Source organism: Hymenobacter sp. 5317J-9 (assembly GCF_022921075.1).
Taxonomy (GTDB): Bacteria; Bacteroidota; Bacteroidia; order Cytophagales; family Hymenobacteraceae; genus Hymenobacter.
Map to the genome: position 1 here is coordinate 4,504,964 of NZ_CP095050.1, position 18,984 is coordinate 4,523,947.

The 18,984-nt window shown below is 63.6% G+C and carries 19 protein-coding genes and 1 pseudogene; 3 read left to right on the top strand and 17 right to left on the bottom strand.

The features are described from left to right. Positions 1-64 precede the first annotated feature (64 nt). The 15 genes from MUN81_RS18900 to MUN81_RS18970 all read right to left on the bottom strand — a co-directional run bounded on the left by MUN81_RS18900 (position 65) and on the right by MUN81_RS18970 (position 13,921). A complete protein-coding gene (locus MUN81_RS18900; RefSeq protein WP_245113326.1) occupies positions 65-1,255 on the bottom strand; it encodes an MFS transporter in 1,191 nt (396 codons plus the stop codon). Positions 1,256-1,423: 168 nt separating this feature from the next. Continuing rightward, positions 1,424-1,642, bottom strand: coding sequence for a hypothetical protein (locus tag MUN81_RS18905; RefSeq protein WP_245113327.1), 219 nt, complete (start codon positions 1,640-1,642; stop codon positions 1,424-1,426). Between the two features lie 102 nt (positions 1,643-1,744). Next, on the bottom strand, positions 1,745-2,743 hold the full coding sequence (locus tag MUN81_RS18910; RefSeq protein ID WP_245113335.1) for a DUF4249 domain-containing protein: 999 nt from the start codon (positions 2,741-2,743) through the stop codon (positions 1,745-1,747). A 139-nt stretch (positions 2,744-2,882) separates the two neighbouring features. After that, on the bottom strand, positions 2,883-5,252 hold the full coding sequence (locus tag MUN81_RS18915; RefSeq protein WP_245113337.1) for a TonB-dependent receptor: 2,370 nt from the start codon (positions 5,250-5,252) through the stop codon (positions 2,883-2,885). Positions 5,253-5,513: 261 nt separating this feature from the next. Beyond that, the gene (locus tag MUN81_RS18920; RefSeq protein ID WP_245113338.1) at positions 5,514-6,200 is read right to left on the bottom strand and encodes an OmpH family outer membrane protein; all 687 of its coding nucleotides are present in this window, start codon (positions 6,198-6,200) and stop codon (positions 5,514-5,516) included. 211 nt (positions 6,201-6,411) lie between these two features. Further along, positions 6,412-7,371, bottom strand: coding sequence for a succinylglutamate desuccinylase/aspartoacylase family protein (locus tag MUN81_RS18925; RefSeq protein ID WP_245113340.1), 960 nt, complete (start codon positions 7,369-7,371; stop codon positions 6,412-6,414). 109 nt (positions 7,372-7,480) lie between these two features. Beyond that, positions 7,481-8,434, bottom strand: coding sequence for a 30S ribosomal protein S6--L-glutamate ligase (gene rimK / locus MUN81_RS18930; RefSeq protein WP_245113341.1), 954 nt, complete (start codon positions 8,432-8,434; stop codon positions 7,481-7,483). A 38-nt stretch (positions 8,435-8,472) separates the two neighbouring features. Next, positions 8,473-8,955: a RimK/LysX family protein gene (locus MUN81_RS18935; protein ID WP_245113343.1), complete on the bottom strand. Its 483-nt coding sequence runs from the start codon at positions 8,953-8,955 to the stop codon at positions 8,473-8,475. A 231-nt stretch (positions 8,956-9,186) separates the two neighbouring features. Next, positions 9,187-9,498, bottom strand: a complete 312-nt coding sequence (locus MUN81_RS18940) for a 2TM domain-containing protein (protein WP_245113350.1) — start codon at positions 9,496-9,498, stop codon at positions 9,187-9,189. A gap of 336 nt (positions 9,499-9,834) precedes the next feature. Next, positions 9,835-10,716, bottom strand: a complete 882-nt coding sequence (locus MUN81_RS18945; protein ID WP_245113352.1) for a 4-hydroxy-3-methylbut-2-enyl diphosphate reductase — start codon at positions 10,714-10,716, stop codon at positions 9,835-9,837. A gap of 103 nt (positions 10,717-10,819) precedes the next feature. After that, positions 10,820-11,512: a (d)CMP kinase gene (gene cmk, locus MUN81_RS18950; RefSeq protein WP_245113354.1), complete on the bottom strand. Its 693-nt coding sequence runs from the start codon at positions 11,510-11,512 to the stop codon at positions 10,820-10,822. A gap of 31 nt (positions 11,513-11,543) precedes the next feature. Continuing rightward, entirely contained in the window at positions 11,544-11,948 is a 405-nt protein-coding gene (locus tag MUN81_RS18955; RefSeq protein WP_198978352.1) for a hypothetical protein, read from the bottom strand. Positions 11,949-12,068: 120 nt separating this feature from the next. Further along, the gene (locus MUN81_RS18960; RefSeq protein WP_245113356.1) at positions 12,069-12,788 is read right to left on the bottom strand and encodes a hypothetical protein; all 720 of its coding nucleotides are present in this window, start codon (positions 12,786-12,788) and stop codon (positions 12,069-12,071) included. A 51-nt stretch (positions 12,789-12,839) separates the two neighbouring features. After that, positions 12,840-13,568 carry a hypothetical protein gene (locus MUN81_RS18965; RefSeq protein ID WP_245113358.1) on the bottom strand — a complete coding sequence of 243 codons (729 nt, stop codon included), beginning with the start codon at positions 13,566-13,568 and terminating at the stop codon, positions 12,840-12,842. 191 nt (positions 13,569-13,759) lie between these two features. Then, positions 13,760-13,921 carry a hypothetical protein gene (locus tag MUN81_RS18970; RefSeq protein ID WP_190922841.1) on the bottom strand — a complete coding sequence of 54 codons (162 nt, stop codon included), beginning with the start codon at positions 13,919-13,921 and terminating at the stop codon, positions 13,760-13,762. A 78-nt stretch (positions 13,922-13,999) separates the two neighbouring features. Between MUN81_RS18970 and ade the strand changes: the two genes are divergently transcribed. Together ade and MUN81_RS18980 are read left to right on the top strand one after the other, a co-directional pair. After that, positions 14,000-15,658, top strand: a complete 1,659-nt coding sequence (gene ade / locus MUN81_RS18975) for an adenine deaminase (RefSeq protein WP_245113360.1) — start codon at positions 14,000-14,002, stop codon at positions 15,656-15,658. Positions 15,659-15,735: 77 nt separating this feature from the next. Beyond that, the gene (locus MUN81_RS18980) at positions 15,736-16,245 is read left to right on the top strand and encodes a hypothetical protein (RefSeq protein ID WP_245113362.1); all 510 of its coding nucleotides are present in this window, start codon (positions 15,736-15,738) and stop codon (positions 16,243-16,245) included. 51 nt (positions 16,246-16,296) lie between these two features. Here MUN81_RS18980 and MUN81_RS18985 read toward each other — a convergent pair whose 3' ends face one another. Continuing rightward, on the bottom strand, positions 16,297-16,707 hold the full coding sequence (locus MUN81_RS18985) for a response regulator (RefSeq protein WP_245113363.1): 411 nt from the start codon (positions 16,705-16,707) through the stop codon (positions 16,297-16,299). 71 nt (positions 16,708-16,778) lie between these two features. Beyond that, a pseudogene (locus tag MUN81_RS18990) lies at positions 16,779-17,753 on the bottom strand (pyridoxal-phosphate dependent enzyme); the annotation flags it as partial. A 340-nt stretch (positions 17,754-18,093) separates the two neighbouring features. On the opposite strand from MUN81_RS18990, the gene sucD reads away from it, so the two are divergent. Further along, positions 18,094-18,975: a succinate--CoA ligase subunit alpha gene (sucD, locus tag MUN81_RS18995; RefSeq protein WP_245113365.1), complete on the top strand. Its 882-nt coding sequence runs from the start codon at positions 18,094-18,096 to the stop codon at positions 18,973-18,975. Positions 18,976-18,984 lie beyond the last annotated feature (9 nt).

Sequence of the window (18,984 nt, forward strand, 5' to 3'; positions counted from 1 at the left end):
AAAAACAGCTTGCCCCGGCCAACCGGCTGGCTCGGGAAAGCAAGATTAAGCAAAACGCAGCGCATCAGCGCACTTCCGGCGCGGCCGGCCGGCGCGTGGCCCACAAGCCCAGCAGCGGCCCTGGCGCCAGCAACCAAAACCAGAAGTCCGCCTCAACTTTATGGAGCACGATGGCAAAGCATTGCAAGCTTACAATCGTCAGGGCGAAGCCCAGGCAGGTGACCCAGGTAAGGGCCGTGCCCTTGGCTGCTGCCGGAGCGTTCTGGGCCACCAGGGCCGAAAACTGCGGCGAATCGGCCGCGACGGCCATGCCCCAAACTCCCATCACCACACCAAAAGCCGGCAGCGGCAACTGCAACTGCAGCGGACTCAGCAGGCAGCAGGCCCCCGAAATGGCCAAGGCCGCCCGCGCCGTGCGCCGGCTGCCCCAGCGCCGGGCCAGATAGCCGCCCGCCACGCAGCCCGGCGCCCCCAGCGCAATGACAGCGAAGGACCACCCCGGCCCCAACTCCCCTACCTCGTGGTGACGCACCTGATACGACCACAGCCACAGCGGCACAAACGCCCAGAACGTGTACAGCTCCCACATGTGGCCGAAGTAGCCCAACGCCGCCGCCCGAAATGGCCGGACGCGAAAGGCCCGCCAAACGGCCCCGGGCTCCGGCCGGCTGCCGGCGCGGCGAAAAGGCCCGTCGGGCACGCGCCACCACAGCAGCAGGCCGCCCGCCAGTGCCAACCCAGAAGTGGCCAGCACCACGCCGCGCCAAGCGCTCTGCGCCGCCAGCAACCGCACCAGGTGCGGGAATGCCGTGCCCAGCACCAGCGCGCCCACCAGGTAGCCGAGGGCCTTGCCCAAGCCGCCTTCGAAATAATCAGCGGCGATTTTCATGCCCACCGGGTAGATTCCTGCTAGGAAAAACCCCACCGCAAAGCGAAGCGTCAGCAACGACGCCGCGGTCTGACCGGGCAGCAGAAGGCCGGCGTTGAACAAGCTGCCGGCGATGGCGCACAGCAAGAACAGCCGCGCGGGCGACATCCGGTCGGCCAGGGCCAGCAGCGCAAAGCCCAGCGTACCGACGATGAACCCAAACTGCACGGCCGACACCACCGTGCTCAGCGCCGTGCCGGCGAGGTGAGAGTCGTGCAGCAGGCCCGGCAGCACGGCATTGCCGGCAAACCAGAGCGAGGTACAGGCAAACTGCGCGGCCACCACCAGCGGCAGCACCCGGCCAGCCGGCGGAGGCGTCGTTTTCAACTCGGAAATAACTTCTTTGGCACCATGAAGCGCTAAACATACGCATCACGCGCCCAAGCCCGGCCAGCAACAAAAAGCCCCGCCGGACTGGGCGGGGCTTCTAGCACATGAAACGAGCTTACCAGCGGCGGCCGAAGCCGCGGCCACGGTAATAATAGGGCCGCGGGGCTACGTATATCGGTCGCGGGGCCACGTACACTGGGCGCGGCGCGTAATACACGGGGGCGGCGGCACGGCATACACCACAGGCGGGCGGGGCGGGTAGTAGCGAGGACCGTAGTAGGCCCGGGGCGGTGGATAATATCCACCGCCAATGGTGACGGAAACCTGAGCGCTGGCCGCGTGGCTGCTCAGCAGCAGCAGGAACAGGCCGAGAGCGAGAAACAAGGATTTGGGTCGCATAAGGCATTGCGCCGGGGCGCATGGTTAGAGTTGAAACTCAATTTACGCACCTTCGACCACAATACCTGCGCCGGGTTTAACGGCACCTTACGGCAGCGGTATGCGGAACGTGGCCTCGGTGGCCCCGCCGAAAATGCCGTAGCCGTTGCGCACGTTGGAAGCCAGCGGCGCGGGCTCGGCAAAGGGGTTGCCGTCGCTGTCGTAGTAGCGGCGGCGCGAGAGGTAGAAGTTGTAAGTGTCGGCCGTGATGCTGCTCACGTACACTTCGATGAAGCCCGGCTCGGGGCAGCGCGGGGTAAATGGAAAACAAGGGGTATAAAAGCGCACGTCAGAGGCCAGCACAATGCGCTGGCCGTTCACGTCGGTGTCGGCAAAGGGGTACACGCTGTATTCCTGCTGCGGGCTCGAGAGCTGAAACTGCCCGATGCTGCCGGCGGTGTTGCTCTGGCTGTCGTAGTCCACTTCGATGGCCGACCAGTTGCCGGGGTTGCCCTGCTTGTCGAGCAGCCGCGCAAAGGCCAGGTAGTAGTTGGCCGTGGCGGGGTCATCGCGCAGCACCAGGCTCAGCCGGCCCGTGTATTCGCCCGAGTTGGGGCCGGCCGCGGTGCGCGGCGTGTAGGTGCCGCTTTCCACTACCGGCGCCGCGGGCAGCGTGAGGGTGCTTTCGGCCGTTCCGAAGCCAGGCAGCGTGGCGCGCAGCGTGTAGGCCTTCCCTACCTGCGGCCGGAAACCCAGCACCGGCTTGTAATAGCCGGGAGGGCCCAGAAAGAACCCCGACTGCGGGTCGGTGCCCGAGGGCCGGGGGCGGTAGCGCTCCACCACCTGGCCGGCGTCGTCGTGCAGGTCCACGGTGGCGTCGGTACGGCCTTCGAGCTGGCGGGTATCGAAAGCGCTCTGACTGTTGCTGATGTAGAGCTGCCGCCCCCGAAACAGCGCCGCAAAAGAAGAGTCCTGCGGGTTGGGGCTCAGGGTGAAGGCCAGGGCCACGCGCGGCGTGTGCGGCGGTTCGGGCAGGTCCACGGTGGTTTCGCAGCTGCTCAGGGCAGCCGTCAGAAGCAGCAGGGCGGTGAAGGAAAGGTTTTTCATTGTTGGCTGGCCTACTTTAGGCCGTCATGCTGAGCGCAGTCGAAGCATCTCTACCACAGCAGCAAATAATTATTTAAGCGGTAGAGATGCTTCGACTGCGCTCAGCATGACGGCCTTGGGGAGCATTCAAATTGAAGCGTTAAAACCGGAACGTCTTGCTGAACGACGGCAAAATGGGAAACAGCGACACCTGGCGGTAGCTCAGCTTATCGCTGCCCTGGCCGCGGCCCAGGTAGATGAAATAGGGGTTTTTGCGGTTGTAGGCGTTGTACACGCTGAAGCTGTTCACCACCTCGCCCCAGCGCTTTTTCTTGGTGTGGCTCAGGTCGAGGTCGAGGCGATGGTAGGCCGCCATGCGGTAGCTGTTGCGGGTGCCGTAGTCCTCGAAAGTGGGGCCGGTGTTGGGGCCCAGCGAATAGCGGCCCTGCGAAAGCGTGACGGCCTGCCCCGTGCCGTACACAAACGTGCCCGACAGCGTGAGCGTGGGGCTGAACTCGTGGATGACCACCAGCTTGAAGTCGTGCCGCCGGTCGTATTTGTAGGGGTAAGTCAGGCCCTGGTTCAGCTCCGCGAAGCGGCGGTTGCTCCAGGCCAGGGTGTAGCCTATCCAGCCGGTGGTTTTGCCGGTTTTCTTCTGCAGAAACAACTCGCCGCCGTAGGCCCAGCCCTGGCCGCTTGTGATTTTGGCCTCGTAGTTGTCGTCGGTGGTGCCCACAAAATCGGCGCCCTCGCGGAACTCAATCAGGTTCTGCATGGGCTTGTAGTAGGTCTCGAAGCTCAGCTCAAAGTCCTCGCCCTTGAAGCGCAGGTTGCGGGCGGCGCCCAGGCTGAACTGCTGCGCCTTCTGGGGCTGGGTTTTGGCCGTGGCGGGCACCCACAGGTCGGTGGGCAGGCCGATGCCGCTGTTGGTGAGCAGGTGCACGTACTGCGTGGTGCGGGCGTAGGCGCCTTTCAGGGCCCAGTCTTCGGTGAGCAGGAAGCGGGCGGCCAGGCGCGGCTCCACGCTGGGGTACAGCTTTTTTTCCACCAGAAACGAGTTCAGGCGCAGGCCCACGTTCACCTTCAGGCGGTCGGTGAGCTTCAGGTCGTCCTCGGCGTAGAGGCTGGCCTCGTCGGCGCCGATGCGGCGGCCGGTGGCCTGGTTCTGGGCCGGGTCGACGCTGCCTTCGCTTTGCAGGGCGCCGGGCCGGAACTGGTGCCGGATGTACTGCCCGCCGAAGCGGATGTAGTGGTTGGGGTTGGGCACGTAGTCGAAATCGACCTTCGCGCTCACGTCCTGAATGTTGGAGAGGTAGTTCAGGCTGAACTTGTCGGTGCGCGTTTGGCCGGTGCCGTTGGTGTACCGGTCTTCTTGCGTCGAGCCCACGTCGAACTGGTAGCGCGTGAAGGTGAGGTGGCTGTTCATGAACAGCCGGTCGTTCACCACGTGGTTCCAGCGCAGGGCCACAATGCGGTTGCCCCAGCCCAGGGCGCTTTTCTGCTTGTAGTAGTCGCCGTTGTCGCGCTTGCTCTCGTCGTTGGCGTAGAACTCGTCGTAGCCCATGTAGCCGCTCAGGTAGAGGCGGTCGCGGGCGCCCAGCTTCCAGTTCAGCTTGCCGTTGAGGTCGTAGAAATAGTAGCCGGCCACCAGCCCGTTGCCCTGCGCCATGATGAGCGGCCGGGCCAGAATGTCGATGTAGGTGCGGCGGGCCGAGAAGATGAATGAGGCCGTGTCCTTCTTGATGGGTCCTTCCAGCGTGAAGCGCGAGGCAATGAGCCCGATGGCGCCCTCGCCGTGCAGCTTCTCCATGTTGCCCTCCTTCATCGTGATGTCGACCACCGACGACAGGCGCCCGCCGTAGCGCGCCGGAAACCCGCCCTTTATCAGCTCCACGTTCTTGATGGCGTCGGCGTTGAACACCGAGAAGAAGCCGAACAGGTGCGAGGCGTTGTAGATGGGCGTGCCGTCGAGCAGCATCAGGTTCTGGTCGGGCGAGCCGCCGCGCACGTAGAGGCCGCTGCTGCCTTCGCCGCCGGCCTGCACGCCGGGCAGCAGCTGCAGCACCTTCAGCACGTCGGTTTCGCCAAACAGGGCGGGCAGCAGCTTAATCTGGGCCACCGGAATGTTGATGGTGCCCATGCGCGTGCTTTCGGCCACTTTTTCCTCCTTGCTGCCCACCACTTCCACGCCCGCCAGCTCCGCCGACGACGGCTTCAGCCGGAAATCGTGGGTGAAGCTGCGGTCAGCTTTCTGGGCCAGTCGCAGCCGCTCGTAGCCCAGCGCCGACACCAGCAGCCGCACCGAATCGGAGGAGGCCGCCAGCGTGAGCGAGTAGAAGCCAAACGTGTTGGTGGTGGTGCCCTGGCCGCTGGCGGGGTGCACCACGGCCACGCCCGGCAGGCTCTCGCCGGTGGCGCCGTCGCGCACGTAGCCACTGATGGTGAAGCGGTTGGTTTGCTGCGCGTGGGCGGTAGCGGCCCCCAGCAGCGCCGTGCTGCTCAGCACGGCCATGCGGAAAAACAACTTCATGCAGAAGGGAAAGGTGGAAAGAAACCGGAGCCTACGCCCCGGGCGGCGCCTCAACGGAAAAACGCCAGCTTTATTGGAGAGCATATTCCAAGCGCTACAGTTGCCTGGAGTTGTAAAAAGAATGCTGTAAAAAAGAACGTCATGCTGAGCTTGTCGAAGCATCTCGCGTGCGGCAGTAATCAATTACTTGCGCGGTAGAGATGCTTCGGCTTCGCTCAGCATGACGTTCTGGAATGTAACCGGCAATGCAGCTGCTACCGCTTACTTCTTGCGGTACTCCGAGTTCAAGTAGGCCAGCACCGGCTCGGTGATGTCGAGGTCTTTCTGGCCGTAGGCGATGGTGCCGCTGGGGGCCGCAATCAGAATCAGCTTGTAGCCGTGGCTTTTGCCGTAGGCCTGCACCTTCTTGTTCACGCTTTCAAGCACGGTCTGGGTCAGCTTGGCTTCTTCTTCCTGGGCTTGGGCTTGGATGCGCTGCTGGGCCTGGCCCGACTCCTGCTGCTGGGCCTGCAGCTTCTGCTCGGTGGCGGCGCGCTGCTCGGCGGTCATGCTCTGGGCCTGCTTCTGGTAGGCCTCCACGGCCGAGCGGAAGTTGGCAATCAGCTTCTGGTTCTGGCCTTCCCAGCCGCGGGCTTTGGCTTCGAAAGCGCGGCGGGCGTCTTTCATGCCCTGGTAGCCGTCCAGCATCTTACCCGACTCCACGTACACGATTTTGCCTTCATTGCTGGCGGCGGGCGCCGGGGCTTCAGTGGCTGCGGCAGTGGCAGTTTCGGCCGGCGCGGCCGCCGTGGTGTCGGCGGTGTTCAGCTCCGGCGAGGCCAGCACGGCCGTCGACTTATCGGTGGCAATGGCCGGGGCCACGGGCTTTTGGTTGAAATGCAGGAAATACAAACCGGCCACGGCCAGGGCCAGCACAATGTTAATGGTAAGCTGAATCGGGTTTTTCATTGAAATGCACAGGTGAGGAAAAAACAAAAGTAAGGCGGAAGGTTGGGCTTAGTGGAGGAATGAAGAAGGATTAGAAGATTGGCTTCGTCTGTCATCCTGAGCGCAGCGAAGGACCTTTTCCCGTTTGCACGACTTGTTCTGGCGTGAGAGAAGGTACTTCGCTGCATTCAGGATGACAGACGGGCCTTTTTCCTCCTTGAGTGCAGCGCCCCTACTCCGGCACGGCAATGTGCAGCAGGGCGTCGCCCTGGTTCACCACGGGCATGTAGTTTAGCCCGATGACGTAGCCGCTCAGCGGCGACTCCAGCCGCACCGACTGCTGTCCGTACGGGTCGGCCACGGAGCCGTAAATCTGCCCTTTCTCCACAAACTGGCCGTTTTCGACGTGTGACCGGAACAGCCCCGCAAAACGAGCCCGCAGCCACGTGTGCCGCCGGCACACAATGCCGGGCCGGGCAGGGGCCGGCGCTTTGGGCCCCATGCCCAGGTGATGCAGTACGCGCAGCGTGCCCGCCAGCGCCTCCTCAATGCCAGGCTCGTCGAGCCGCAGGCTCTCGCCGGTTTCGTACACGATGACGCGCTTGCCCAGCCCGTGCGCCGCCTCGCGCAGCGAGCCCGCCCGCAGGGCCGCGTGCAGCGTAAACGGTGCCGCAAACGCCGCCGCCAGCGCGTCCACCTCGGGGTCGACGCCGAGCAGGCCGCGCACTTGCGGGTAGTTGGCCCGCGCCGCGCCGCCCGTATGAAAATCGATGCCGTAATCAATCAGGGGCATGATTTCGCGCATGAAGCGGTGCGCCACGCGCCCGGCCAGCGACCCGCGCGGAAACCCCGGAAACGAGCGGTTCACGTCCTTGCCGTCGGGCACGTCGCGGCTGAAATTCAGAAACCCGTAGATGTTGAGAATGGGGATGGCGATGATGCTGCCCCGCAACGGCTGCAGCAGTTCGCGCCGCACCAGCCGCCGAATGGTTTCGATGCCGTTCACTTCGTCGCCGTGCATGCCGGCCATGAGCAGCAGCGTGGGCCCCGGTTCCACGGCCCGAAACACGTGCACCGGCACGTCAATCACCGTGCCCGAGGGCAGCCGCGAAATCACCAGGCGCGTGAGCACCTGCTCGCCCGGATGAATGGTGAGGCCGTTGAGGTGGAAGGAAGTGGCGGGCGCGGGCATGGGCGTTGGACGAGGTCATGACGAAGAAGGGGCCGAATCAAAGGAAGGTCATGCAGAGCGCAGCGAAGCATCTTTACCGCCCCGTTGTACCGCCCATCCACTTCCTTCCTTACTTCCCGGCTGGCACGTCCGACTGCGCATCCACAGCCTGGCTGGCGCCTTTCTTGGGTTTCGGCTTGGCTTTTTTCTTGCTGGCCAGCGCGGTGGTGTAGTCGATGATGCGGCCGGCAATGTCCTGCTTGGTGGCTTTTTCGATGCCTTCGAGGCCCGGCGAGGAATTGACTTCGAGCACCAGCGGGCCGCGCTTGCTCTGCAGCATGTCGACGCCGGCAATGCCCAGGCCCAGGGCCTTGGTGGCCAGCAGCGCCGCCGCCTTTTCGGCGCGCGTAAGCTTGACGAGGGTGCCGCTGCCGCCGCGGTGCAGGTTGGAGCGGAACTCGCCCTCCTTACCCTGCCGCTTCATGGCGCCCACCACTTCGCCGTCGACCACGAAAGCGCGCAGGTCGGCGCCCTTGCTCTCGGCAATGAACTCCTGCACAATGATGCGGGCCTTGAGGTTGTGAAACGCCTCAATCACCGACTGCGCGGCTTTGGCCGACTCGGCCAGCACCACGCCCAGGCCCTGGGTGCCTTCCAGGAGTTTGATGATGACCGGGGCGCCGCCCACCTGCTCTATCATCGTGGGCACGTCTTCGGAGAAGTTGGTGAAGGCCGTTTTGGGCATGCCCACGCCGGCGCGGCTCAAAATCTGCATCGAGCGGAGCTTATCGCGCGAGCGCACAATGGCTTGGCTGTCGATGGCGGTGCGCACCTTCATCATCTCAAACTGGCGCACCACGGCCGTGCCGTAGAACGTGACCGAGGCCCCGATGCGCGGAATGATGGCGTCGAAGCCTTCGAGCCGCGCACCCTGGTAAATGATGCCGGGCGTGCCCTTTTCGAGCACGATGTTGCACTGCAGGTGGTCGATGACCACGGCTTGGTGGCCCTGCGCGACCGCAGCCTCCACCAGCCGCTTGGTGGAATACGAGTTGGGCTCACGCGAGAGAATGGCCAGTTTCATCGGGTGGAGGAAGGGGTGAATTGATTTGGCAAAACTACTCAGGGGCGGCTGCGGCGCGCGGCCGCGTGGGCCAGGGCTTTGTAGGAAAGGTTGCGCTTGGCCACGTCCACCACGAAGCGGCCTTGCCGCAACAGGCTGCGGCCCAGTAGGACAGGGTACTTCATGTCGGAGCGGTCGGAAAGCGAAAATTCGGCGTCAAATTCTTCGCCGTACAGCTGCACCACGGCCCGAATGACGTAGCGCTCCTGCACCTCGCCGTTGGAGGAGCGGATGTCGCGCAGGGCAAAATCGGTGAAGGCGAGCGGGCGGCCGTTGGCGTCGGCGTGGTCGGGGTCGAGCAGGCGCACCACCAGCACCGGCCGCTGCTGGGCGTCGGTTTCGATGTGGATGTCGGTGCAGTGAATGGCGCTGGTGTAGGCGCCGGTGTCCACCTTGGCCTCCACGCCGCCGAGGGCAAAGGCGGGAAAGTCGATGAGCTCGCGGCGGCCGAGCAAGCGCTTGGGAGGGCGAGGGCGGTTCATGGTGGTGAAGATAGGGCCGGCCGCCGCTTATCGGGGCCGGGCCGGCGCCCAAACCCATGGCGTGGAAAGCAGTCCGGCCTCGGCTGGAGCACTTTCAGATTGATACGAGGCGCGCTCCGGCCGGGGCCGAAACGTCCTCACATCAATCTGAAAGCCCTCCGACCTCGGCCGGACCGGGTTCAATTCTCTTTTGCAGAAGAAAGGACTGGGTACTGTATTCTAAGCCGTTGATTAGCGGTATTTATCAAGGGGGTCGGCGGCACCCTGCTCACGCGTCAGGCGCTCGTACTCGCGCTGGGTGCGCTGCTCACGGCTCAGGCCGCCGTAGCCGTAGGCGGCCAGGCCGCTCAGCAGCACCCCAACTCCCCAGAAAGCAGTGCTCCAGAGGGGCCAGGGAATTTCGCCGGTGTGATGGCGGTCCGTCAGGGCCCAAATGGCCCAGAGCAAGGCGTTCACCCACAAGTAGGTGAAGAGATGCGATTGAAACTTGGCCCGGGACTTTGCTTTCTGCCACAGGTAAGGGTCGCGTTGCAGGGGTTCCATGAGCTTGAGGGGTTGGGGTTGGTTGGAATTGATGGTCAAATATGGCCTTTCGGCCCGGGGCCGCGCCACTTCCTGTAGCCGAAGCGTCGAAGACCGTAGCTGAAGCAGTAATTGCGGCTGCCGAAGCGCACGGTATGAATCGCACCTGGGCGCCCGGCATTACACATCACACCAAGCCACCACGTAAAAACGTCATGCTGAGCTTGTCGAAGCATCTCTACCGCGCAACTAATCCTTGCGTGCGGTAGAGATGCTTCGACAAGCTCAGCATGACGTTCAATTGCAACAATCTAGTTTCCGCCTTCCGCGTGCTCTGCACGCGATAAATCCGGCGGCTTAGGCCAGTTCGCCCACGCCTTCCACCCGCTCGGCCACTTGCTGCATCAGCCACAGCGGGGTGCTGGTAGCGCCGCAAATGCCCACCGACTGCGCGCCGGCCAGCCACTCGTCGTTCACCTCCGTCTCGTTTTCAATGAAGTAGCTGCGCGGGTTCACGGCGTTGACCACCGAAAACAAGGCCTTGCCGTTGGAGCTTTTGCGGCCGCTCACGAAGAGCACCACGTCGTATTCGGTGGCAAACTTGGCCAGGGCGGGTTCGCGGTTGCTCACCTGCCGGCAAATGCTGTCGTTGGCGTCGAAGCTGTCCAATTGGCCGCCGGCGGCCTGAATGCGGGCCTCCATCAGGGCCTTCATCTTGTAGAAGCCGGCCGTGCTTTTGGTGGTTTGGCTGAAGAGCGTGACGGGGCGCGAGAAGTCGATTTGGTCCAAATCGGCCTCGTTCATCACGATGATGGCGCGGTTGCCGGTCTGGCCCGTGAGGCCGGCCACTTCGGCGTGGCCCGGCTGGCCGTAAATCACAATCTGGCCGTTTTGGCGCTGGCTCAGGTCGAAGGCATGCTTGACGCGGTTTTGCAGCTTGAGCACCACCGGGCAGCTGGCGTCAATTAGCTCCAGGTTGTTTTCGAGGGCCAGCTGGTAAGTTTCCGGGGGCTCGCCGTGGGCCCGGATGAGGACTTTGGTGTCGTGCAGCTCGGCCAGCTGCTCGCGGTCGATGATGCGCAGGCCCAGCTGGTGCAGGCGCTCCACCTCCATGCGGTTGTGCACGATATCGCCCAGACAGTAGAGGTTGTGGCCCTGCGCCAATTCGTCTTCGGCCATCTGAATGGCGAATTCGACGCCAAAGCAGTAGCCGGAATTTTTATCAATCGTGACCTTCATGCTGGGAGTTTAACACCGCGCGGCGGCGAGGGGTTCGCCGGAGCAAAGGTACGGATTAGCCGGGCGGCAAGGCGCACACATTGCCCTTGCCTTTAATCTCCGTTTAATCCCAGCCCGCGGCGAACAGCGCCGACGACACCCTATCGAGCACGAAGTCGACCTGCTCGGTGATGGTGATGTGCGTGGTGTCGAGCAGCACGGCGTCGGGGGCGCGGCGCAGGGGGCTTTCGGCGCGGGTCGAGTCGAGGTGGTCGCGCTTGCGCAGGTTCTCAATGATGTCGTCCAGGGGCACGATTTCACCCTTTTCGGCCAGCTCTTCCTGGCGGCGCCGGGCGCGCAGCTCCACGTCGGCGGTCATGAAGATTTTCACCTCGGCATCCGGAAACACGGTGGTGCCTATGTCGCGGCCGTCCATCACCACGCCGCGCTTGCGGCCCATTTGCTGCTGCTGGGCCACCATGGCGTGCCGCACCATCGGGATGACCGAGACCTCGCTCACCGAGTTGGAGATGCGCATCTGGCGGATGTCGTCTTCGCGGTTGGTCCCGTTGAGGAACAGCTCGTTGCGGCCCGTGCGGCGGTTGCGGCGGAAGCTGATGTGAATGGAGCGCAGTGCCGCCTCAATGCCCAGCATGTCGTCGAAGGCAATGTGGTTTTCGAGCAGGTACAGCGTCACGGCGCGGTACATGGCGCCGGTGTCGACGTAGGCGTAGTGGAGCAGCTGGGCCACGGCCTTGGCGGTGGTGCTTTTGCCACAGGAAGAGTAGCCGTCAATGGCGATAACGAGTTGTTTCATAACGACGCGGGCGGCCATTGGCCCCGCAAGATTACGAAATCCAACCCTTACGCGCCGGCGCCGGGGCTTTCAGGCGGGCCGGCACCGAGGCAAAAAAAGCGGCCACCGACGCGCTTTCTCCCTCATTCAGTTGCGTATTGACCAGTTGGAAAGGGTTGAAAAAAAATCTTCCGGCCATGCCCACGCCGGTGGTGCCGTCCTTGCCCGTGCCCCATTCGCCGCGGTACACCCGCACCAGGCATTGCCCCAGAAAGCAACCCAGCGCCATCACCACGCCCTCGCGCTCGGCGGCGGGCAGCACGCCCCGCTGCGCCGTGATGAAATGGTCGAGGTGGGCCACGGCCTCGGCGTCGAAGGCCGGCAGGTTGAGCTGCTGGCGCACCTGCTCGGCGGCCAGTTCAATGGATTCGAGGGGCGTGGGGTTGGTTTCGGGCATGGCAATGACGTGAGGCGTGAGGCAAAAGCGGCCGGATTCAGCCCGCTGGTTCGCAAAGTAACACGCCCGCTGCCCCGAGGGTTGTCGGCGCCACGGGCCTGGCCCGGCTTTGGGGGGCGCTTAGTTGCTGCGGGCCTTCTTGTCGGCGATGTATTCGTTGAGCACCGCCGGCAGCTTGTCGGTGGTCAGGGAGCCCCATTTAACTTCCTTGCTCAGCCGCGCGTCGTCGGCAATCAACGGCTCGACAATGGCCCGCAGGTTGCTGCCCGACTTAGTCAGGCTCAGCCATTGTGGGCTGTCGTCGCGCTTGAGTATCCACGCTTTGGTCATCTCGTACTCGGTGGCGTCAGACCTATAAGTATTTCCGGCAAAGCCGTTGGGCGTGGCCACGGCGCCGTAGTGCACGGCATCTTCGCGCTTCATGGTGCCCCTGAACTGGTAGAGCGCCAGCCCCGCCCCCACCGCGCCCACCCGTACGAAGGCAATGCGGTACTCCTGCTCGTCGGCCCCCACCGTTACCTTGAAGTCTTTCAGCACCACAAACGAGTCCTGCTCCATCACGAAGCTGCCCACTTCGAGCGGCGTGTAGGCAGTTTTGGCGCCGGGGCTCACGGACACAATCTTGTTGTAGTCGAGGTAGGCAATGGGGCCGTCCACCGTGCGGCCGTCGCGCAGGTGAATGCGGCCGGGCAGGGCCTTGGGCAGCTTGGCGGGCACGTCGGCGGCGGGCTTGCCAAACTGGTAGGTGTTCTTTTTCTGGCCCCAGGCATTGGTTTGGGCCGGCACGGCCGGCGAGGCAAAGGCGCCGGCCAGCAGCAGGGCAAAAAAGGTCTTAGTCATGGCTTGCTGCGGGGCCGGTTAGGCCAGTGGGCACTTGCTTGGGAGAAATGGTCAGGACTTGGCTTTGGCGGTTTTGCGGGCCACGTATTGGCTGAGCAGGGCGGGCACGTCTTCGCGGCGCAGGCTGCCCCAGCGCACCGAGGCCGCCAGCACTTGGTCGTCGGCCACCAGGGGCTCAATTACCTCGCGCAGGTTGCGGGCGCCGGAGGGCAGCGTGAGCCAGCGCGGGTTGCCGTCGCGGCGCAGCAGCCAGGCCGTAGTCATCACAAAGGTTTCCTGGCGGCCGCCGTACACCGGAATGGCCGTGTTGCCGGCGGCCATGTGCAGGGCCAGGCCGGCCCCCACCAGGGCCAGATTGCCGCCGTTCACCTGCTGGCGCGACATCGTGCCCCGAAACTCGTAGAGCTCCAGCCCGGCGCCGGCTGCGCACACCCGCATGAAGCTGCTGCTGTAGTGCTCGGCGTCGCGCACGAGGGTGACGTAAAAATCGCGCAGCACCGTGAACGAGTCGGTGCCCATCACGAAGCTGCTCACCTCGTCGGGCGAGTAGGTTTTTTCGGCGCCGTCGGGCCCGAGGGCTTTGAGGACGTCGCCGTCTTCTAGCCGCAGCTGGGCGGGCAGCAGGCGGCCATCGGTGAGGTGCAGCCGACCGGGCTGCAGCGGCGGCAGCTTCTTTTTCTTGCCTTGAGCCCAGGCGGGCGTAGTCAGGGCAAGGCCGATGAGCAGGAATAGCGTTAGTCCCGCCCGGAACCCGGGCAGAATACGAGTAGAAAAAGCCATAAGCGCCGGCAAACGTGAAAGGATGGGCCGGCAATAATAGTGGTTCTGACCGAATTATAGTCGGTTAGTAACAGCCCGTGAGCTACAGCAGCTACACGCTTCCCAAGCGGCCATTGCACGTCCAGGGCCGGCTATTGCGGCCGCGCACTGTGTCAGCCGCCTCCCCCGCTTTTCACCGGTGCAGGCCACGCCTAGTGCCCGCAAGGGCACGGCACGCTCTTGCCGCGGCTGTGGTGCTTGTACCAGCTGGTTTTTTTCTGCTGCGAGGTGCGGCGGGCGCAGCCGCTCAACAGGCTGCCGCCCAGCACGAGCACCGTCATCACCAGCACCAGCCACGACCAGGATTTTTTCATAGCCAACTTATTTTATCTCAAAGTTAAGGTTCTTTGCGGCCCCGCCCACCGGCCGTCGTTTTTATCTCCCGCTCGCGCATGACTCCGTCCTTTTCGCTCACCGCCAACGTCGTCGACGTTTTCGCTCGTTCCATTCAGCCCGCCATTGTTTCGGTCGAAGGCGGACGCATCGTGGCCATCTCCCCCACCGACGAGGCCACGCCCGACCCGGCCCTGCCCTACGTGCTGCCCGGCTTCGTCGACGCCCACGTGCACGTGGAAAGCTCCCTGCTGGTGCCCACCGAGTTTGCGCGCCTGGCCGTGACGCACGGCACGGTGGCCACCGTCTCGGACCCGCACGAAATCGGCAACGTGCTGGGCGTGGCCGGCGTGGAGTTCATGCTCGAAAACGCCAGCCATTCGCCGTTCAAGTTCTGCTTTGGGGCGCCCAGTTGCGTGCCGGCCACGCCGTTTGAAACGGCCGGGGCCGAAATCACGGCCCAGGACATTGCCCGGCTGTTTGAAAACCCCAAGATTGGCTACCTGGCCGAAATGATGAACTGGCCCGGCGTGCTGCACCGCGACGCCGACGTGATGCAGAAAATTGCCATTGCCCAGGCCGCCGGCCGCCCCGTGGACGGCCACGCCCCCGGCCTGCGCGCCGACGACGCGGCCCACTACGCCAGCGCCGGCATCAGCACCGACCACGAGTGCTTCACCGCCGAAGAAGCCCGCGACAAGCTGGCCGTGGGCATGAAAGTGCTCATCCGCGAGGGCTCGGCGGCGCGCAATTTCGATGCCCTCATCGAGCTCATGCCCGAGCATTACGCCAACCTCATGTTCTGCTCCGACGACAAGCACCCCGACACGCTGGTGCTGGGCCACATCAACCAGCTGGTGCAGCGGGCCGTGGCCCTGGGGCACGACGTGTTTCAGGTGCTGCGCGTGGCCTGCATCAACCCCGTGAAGCACTACAACCTGCCCGTGGGCCTGCTGGGCGAAGGCGACCCGGCGGACTTTATTGTGGTGAAAGACCTGCGCGATTTTGAGGTGCTGCAAACCTACCTCAACGGCGAGCTGGTGGCTGAAAATGGCCAGTCGCGTCTGCCGGCCGCGCCCATTGCGGTGGTTAATAACTTCCACGCCGGGCCCGTGGCTGCGTCCGATTTCCAGCTGCCGGCCCCGGCATCGGCCCAGCCCACCGCGCGCGTCATCCAATGCTTCGACGGCCAACTCATCACGGCGCGCGTCGACCTGCCCGCGGCGGTAGAAAACGGCTTGGTCGTGCCTAACGTGGGAGAGGACGTGCTCAAGCTGGCCGTCATCAACCGCTACCAGCCCGGCGTGGCGCCGGCCGTGGCGTTCATTCGCGGCTTTGGGCTGCAGCACGGCGCGCTGGCCAGCAGCGTGGGCCACGACTCGCACAACATCACCGCCATGGGCTGCGACGACGCCAGCCTGGCCCGCGCCGTAAACCTGGTCATTGGGGCCAAAGGCGGCCTGGCCGCCGTGGGCGCCGACGGCCGCGAAATCCTGGTGCCGCTGCCCGTGGCCGGCCTCATGTCGGACCAGGCCGGCACGGCAGTGGCCGAGGCCTACGCCGCCGTCGACGCCTTGGCCAAGGAGCTGGGCTCGCCGCTGGGCGCACCCTTTATGACGCTTTCGTTTATGGCGCTGCTGGTCATTCCCAGCCTCAAGCTCAGCGACAAAGGCTTGTTCGATGGGCAGCAGTTCACGTTTGTGGACGCGGTGGAATAAGCGTCACCGCAATTTTTCTCGCGGTTTTTGCGTAGGGAGCGGGGCTTGCCCCCGCTCCCTACCTCGTTTTGCTTGTTATGAAACTGCTGCCGCTTGCGTTGCTTGTTCTTTTCTTTTTACTGCTGAGCGGTATAACTCACCCCGCCGCCGCTCAGAAGTACCGCACGGCCGCCGGCCTGCGCAGTGGCGGGGGCAGCTACGGCCTCACCGTGCAGCAACTGGTATTGCCCAAAACCACGCTCGAAGGGCTGGGCATGCTGTCTGAGCGCGAACGCAGCGCCACGGTGCTGGCCGAGCGGCATTTCGGCATCCTCGGCCCCAGCCTCAACTACTACCTCGGGGGCGGCGGCCACTTCGGCACCCACAAGGACGATGGCAACTTCTGGGGCTTCGATGGCCTGATTGGGGCCGAGTACAAGCTGCCCTTCGGCCGCATTGTGCTCTCGTTCGATTTCAAGCCCACCGTCGAGTTCAACTCCGCCGACTGGAACCGCTTCCCCACCGCTTTTTCGATACGCTACATCATCCTCAAGCAGAAGAAGACGGGCATTTTTCAGGACATTATCGACAAGGTGAAGGGCAACTAAAAAGCCCCGAACCAGATTGATTCGGGGCTTTTTAGTTGGCAGGCGCAAAGCTTACTGAAACCGCTTTTCGAGCAGCTTGAGCATCTTTTCTTCGGTGAGGGGCTTGGTGAGGTACTCCACGTTGGGGTACTTGGCCACGCGGGCCGTATCGGCGCCGTGCATGGAAGTGGTGAGCACGGCCATCACCGTTTTATCCTGCACGGGCTTGGGCAGGGCGTTGTAGAGCTCCAGAAACTCGAAGCCGGATACGCCCGGCATTTTCAGGTCCACGAACACCAGGTCGGGCGCGGGGACCGCGCTGCCGCCCTGGGTGCTGCCCCACAGCTGCTCGAAGGCCTCATCGGCCCGCGAGAAGGTGCTCACGTGGTCGGCCACGGCCAGGCGCCCCAACAAGCGGTTGTTGAGGAAGCTCGTCGTTTCGTTGTCGTCAACGAGTACAATGTGGTTCAAATTAGCGGACATGGATAAAGAGTTATTTCTGGCTTCCACGAAGATACCGCACAGGCACGGCTCCGGCAATGGTTCTGCTTTTACAGCCAGCCCTGGGCGCGCATCCAGTCGTCGTTGTAAATCTTGCCGAGGTAGCGCGTGCCGTGGTCGGGCAGCAAAATCACCATCGTGTCTTCTTCTTTCAAATGTTCCCGGGCGTACTCCAGCGCGCCGTGCACCGCCGAGCCGCAGCTCCAGCCCACAAACAGGCCTTCTTCTTTAGCCAGCCGGCGGGTCATGAGGGCGGCGTCCTGGTCGGTTACTTTCAGAAACAGGTCGATGACGTCAAAGTTGACATTCTTGGGCAAAATATCTTCGCCGATGCCTTCGGTTTTGTAGGGATAAATCTCGTTCTCGTCGAAAATGCCCGTCTCTTTATACTTCTTAAAAACTGAGCCGTACGTGTCGAGGCCCAGCGTGAAGATGTTGGGGTTCTGCTCCTTCAGGTACTTGCTGACGCCGCAGATGGTGCCGCCCGTGCCCACCCCGGCCGCCCAGTGCGTGATTTTGCCCTCGGTGCCGTTCCAGATTTCGGGCCCCGTGTGGTCGTAGTGGGCGGCGGTGTTCGAGAGGTTGTCGTATTGGTTGGGGTAGAACGAGTTGGGCGTTTCCTGGTTGAGGCGACGGGCCACGGAGTAGTAGCTGCGGGGGTCGTCGGGGGCCACGTCGACGGGGCACACCACCACCTCGGCGCCCACGGCGCGCAGGATGTCCTGCTTCTCCTTACTTTGCTTGTCGCTCATCACGAAGATGGTTTTGTAGCCCTTCGCAATGGCGGCCAGGGCCAGGCCCATGCCGGTGTTGCCGCTGGTGCCCTCGATGATGGTGCCGCCCGGCGTGATGATGCCGGCCTTTTCGGCGTCTTCCACCATGCGGATGGCCATGCGGTCCTTCACCGAGTTGCCGGGGTTGAAGTACTCCACTTTGGCCAGCACCGTGCCCTTGATGCCGTCGGTGACTTTGTTGAGCTTAACAAGGGGAGTATGGCCAACGGCCTCGATGACGTGATTGAAATACATTGAAATCTGGTGGGTGGGGATGGTTTGGGTGAGGCCGCAAAGGTAAGGACTGCGGCGGCGGGGCGCAGTTGGTTGAGCGGGCGAGACTAAAAAGAACGTCATGCTCATCTGGCGTACGCGCAGCCGAAGCATCTCGCGTGCAGTCACTAAACCTGGCGATTGGTTTACGTACCCCACGCGAGATGCTTCGGCTGCGCTCAGCATGACGTTCTGATAGTTTGTGTCATAACGTTCTGAACCGGCGCCTTGCCCTAGCCCCAAAAAGCCCTACTTTTGCACCACCGTTGCCCGTCCGGGCCACCCTTCCCACCCCCATCAAATTTCCCAAAAACACCTCCGAATGAGCGTTCTGGTCAATAAAAATTCCAAGGTTATCGTGCAGGGCTTCACCGGCTCCGAGGGTTCGTTCCACGCCCAGCAGATGATGGACTACGGCACCAACGTGGTGGGCGGCGTGACGCCCGGCAAAGGCGGCTCCGAGCACCTCGGCCGTCCCGTGTTCAACACCGTGGCCGAAGCCGTGGAGAAGGCGGGCGCCGACACCAGCATCATTTTCGTGCCGCCGGCTTTTGCCGCCGACGCCATCATGGAAGCCGCCGACGCCGGCATCAAGGTGATTATCACCATCACTGAAGGCATCCCGACCAAGGACATGATTGCCGTGAAGCAGTACCTATCCGAGCGCCCCGAGGTGACGATGGTGGGCCCCAACTGCCCCGGTGTGATGACCGCCGGCGAATGCAAAGTGGGCATCATGCCCGGCTTCATCTTCTCGAAAGGCAAAATCGGCATCGTGTCCAAGTCGGGCACGCTGACCTACGAAGCGGTTGACCAGCTCACCAAAGCCGGCCTGGGCCAGACCACGGCCATCGGCATCGGCGGCGACCCCATCATCGGCACCACCACCAAGCAGGCGGTGGAGCTGCTCATGAACGACCCCGAAACCGAAGGCATCGTGATGATTGGCGAAATCGGCGGCGGCATGGAAGCCGAAGCGGCTCGCTGGATTAAAGAAACTGGCAACAAAAAGCCCGTGGTGGGCTTCATCGCCGGCCAGACGGCCCCTCCCGGCCGCCGCATGGGCCACGCCGGTGCCATCGTGGGCGGCGCCGACGACACGGCCGCGGCCAAAATGGCCATCATGCGCGAGTGCGGCATTCACGTGGTGGATTCGCCCGCCGAGATTGGCGACACCATGCTACGCGTGCTGGGCGGCAAGTAATTTCTGCTG

Bases quoted from the DNA above. Each gene is read 5' to 3' on its own strand.
- ade (WP_245113360.1), top strand. From the start codon at position 14,000: ATGACTCCGTCCTTTTCGCTCACCGCCAACGTCGTCGACGTTTTCGCT.
- rimK (WP_245113341.1), bottom strand. From the start codon at position 8,434: ATGAAACTGGCCATTCTCTCGCGTGAGCCCAACTCGTATTCCACCAAG.
- MUN81_RS18985 (WP_245113363.1), bottom strand. From the start codon at position 16,707: ATGTCCGCTAATTTGAACCACATTGTACTCGTTGACGACAACGAAACG.
- MUN81_RS18925 (WP_245113340.1), bottom strand. From the start codon at position 7,371: ATGCCCGCGCCCGCCACTTCCTTCCACCTCAACGGCCTCACCATTCAT.
- MUN81_RS18940 (WP_245113350.1), bottom strand. From the start codon at position 9,498: ATGGAACCCCTGCAACGCGACCCTTACCTGTGGCAGAAAGCAAAGTCC.
- MUN81_RS18935 (WP_245113343.1), bottom strand. From the start codon at position 8,955: ATGAACCGCCCTCGCCCTCCCAAGCGCTTGCTCGGCCGCCGCGAGCTC.
- sucD (WP_245113365.1), top strand. From the start codon at position 18,094: ATGAGCGTTCTGGTCAATAAAAATTCCAAGGTTATCGTGCAGGGCTTC.
- cmk (WP_245113354.1), bottom strand. From the start codon at position 11,512: ATGAAACAACTCGTTATCGCCATTGACGGCTACTCTTCCTGTGGCAAA.
- MUN81_RS18910 (WP_245113335.1), bottom strand. From the start codon at position 2,743: ATGAAAAACCTTTCCTTCACCGCCCTGCTGCTTCTGACGGCTGCCCTG.
- MUN81_RS18970 (WP_190922841.1), bottom strand. From the start codon at position 13,921: ATGAAAAAATCCTGGTCGTGGCTGGTGCTGGTGATGACGGTGCTCGTG.
- MUN81_RS18920 (WP_245113338.1), bottom strand. From the start codon at position 6,200: ATGAAAAACCCGATTCAGCTTACCATTAACATTGTGCTGGCCCTGGCC.
- MUN81_RS18955 (WP_198978352.1), bottom strand. From the start codon at position 11,948: ATGCCCGAAACCAACCCCACGCCCCTCGAATCCATTGAACTGGCCGCC.
- MUN81_RS18915 (WP_245113337.1), bottom strand. From the start codon at position 5,252: ATGAAGTTGTTTTTCCGCATGGCCGTGCTGAGCAGCACGGCGCTGCTG.
- MUN81_RS18960 (WP_245113356.1), bottom strand. From the start codon at position 12,788: ATGACTAAGACCTTTTTTGCCCTGCTGCTGGCCGGCGCCTTTGCCTCG.
- MUN81_RS18945 (WP_245113352.1), bottom strand. From the start codon at position 10,716: ATGAAGGTCACGATTGATAAAAATTCCGGCTACTGCTTTGGCGTCGAA.
- MUN81_RS18980 (WP_245113362.1), top strand. From the start codon at position 15,736: ATGAAACTGCTGCCGCTTGCGTTGCTTGTTCTTTTCTTTTTACTGCTG.
- MUN81_RS18965 (WP_245113358.1), bottom strand. From the start codon at position 13,568: ATGGCTTTTTCTACTCGTATTCTGCCCGGGTTCCGGGCGGGACTAACG.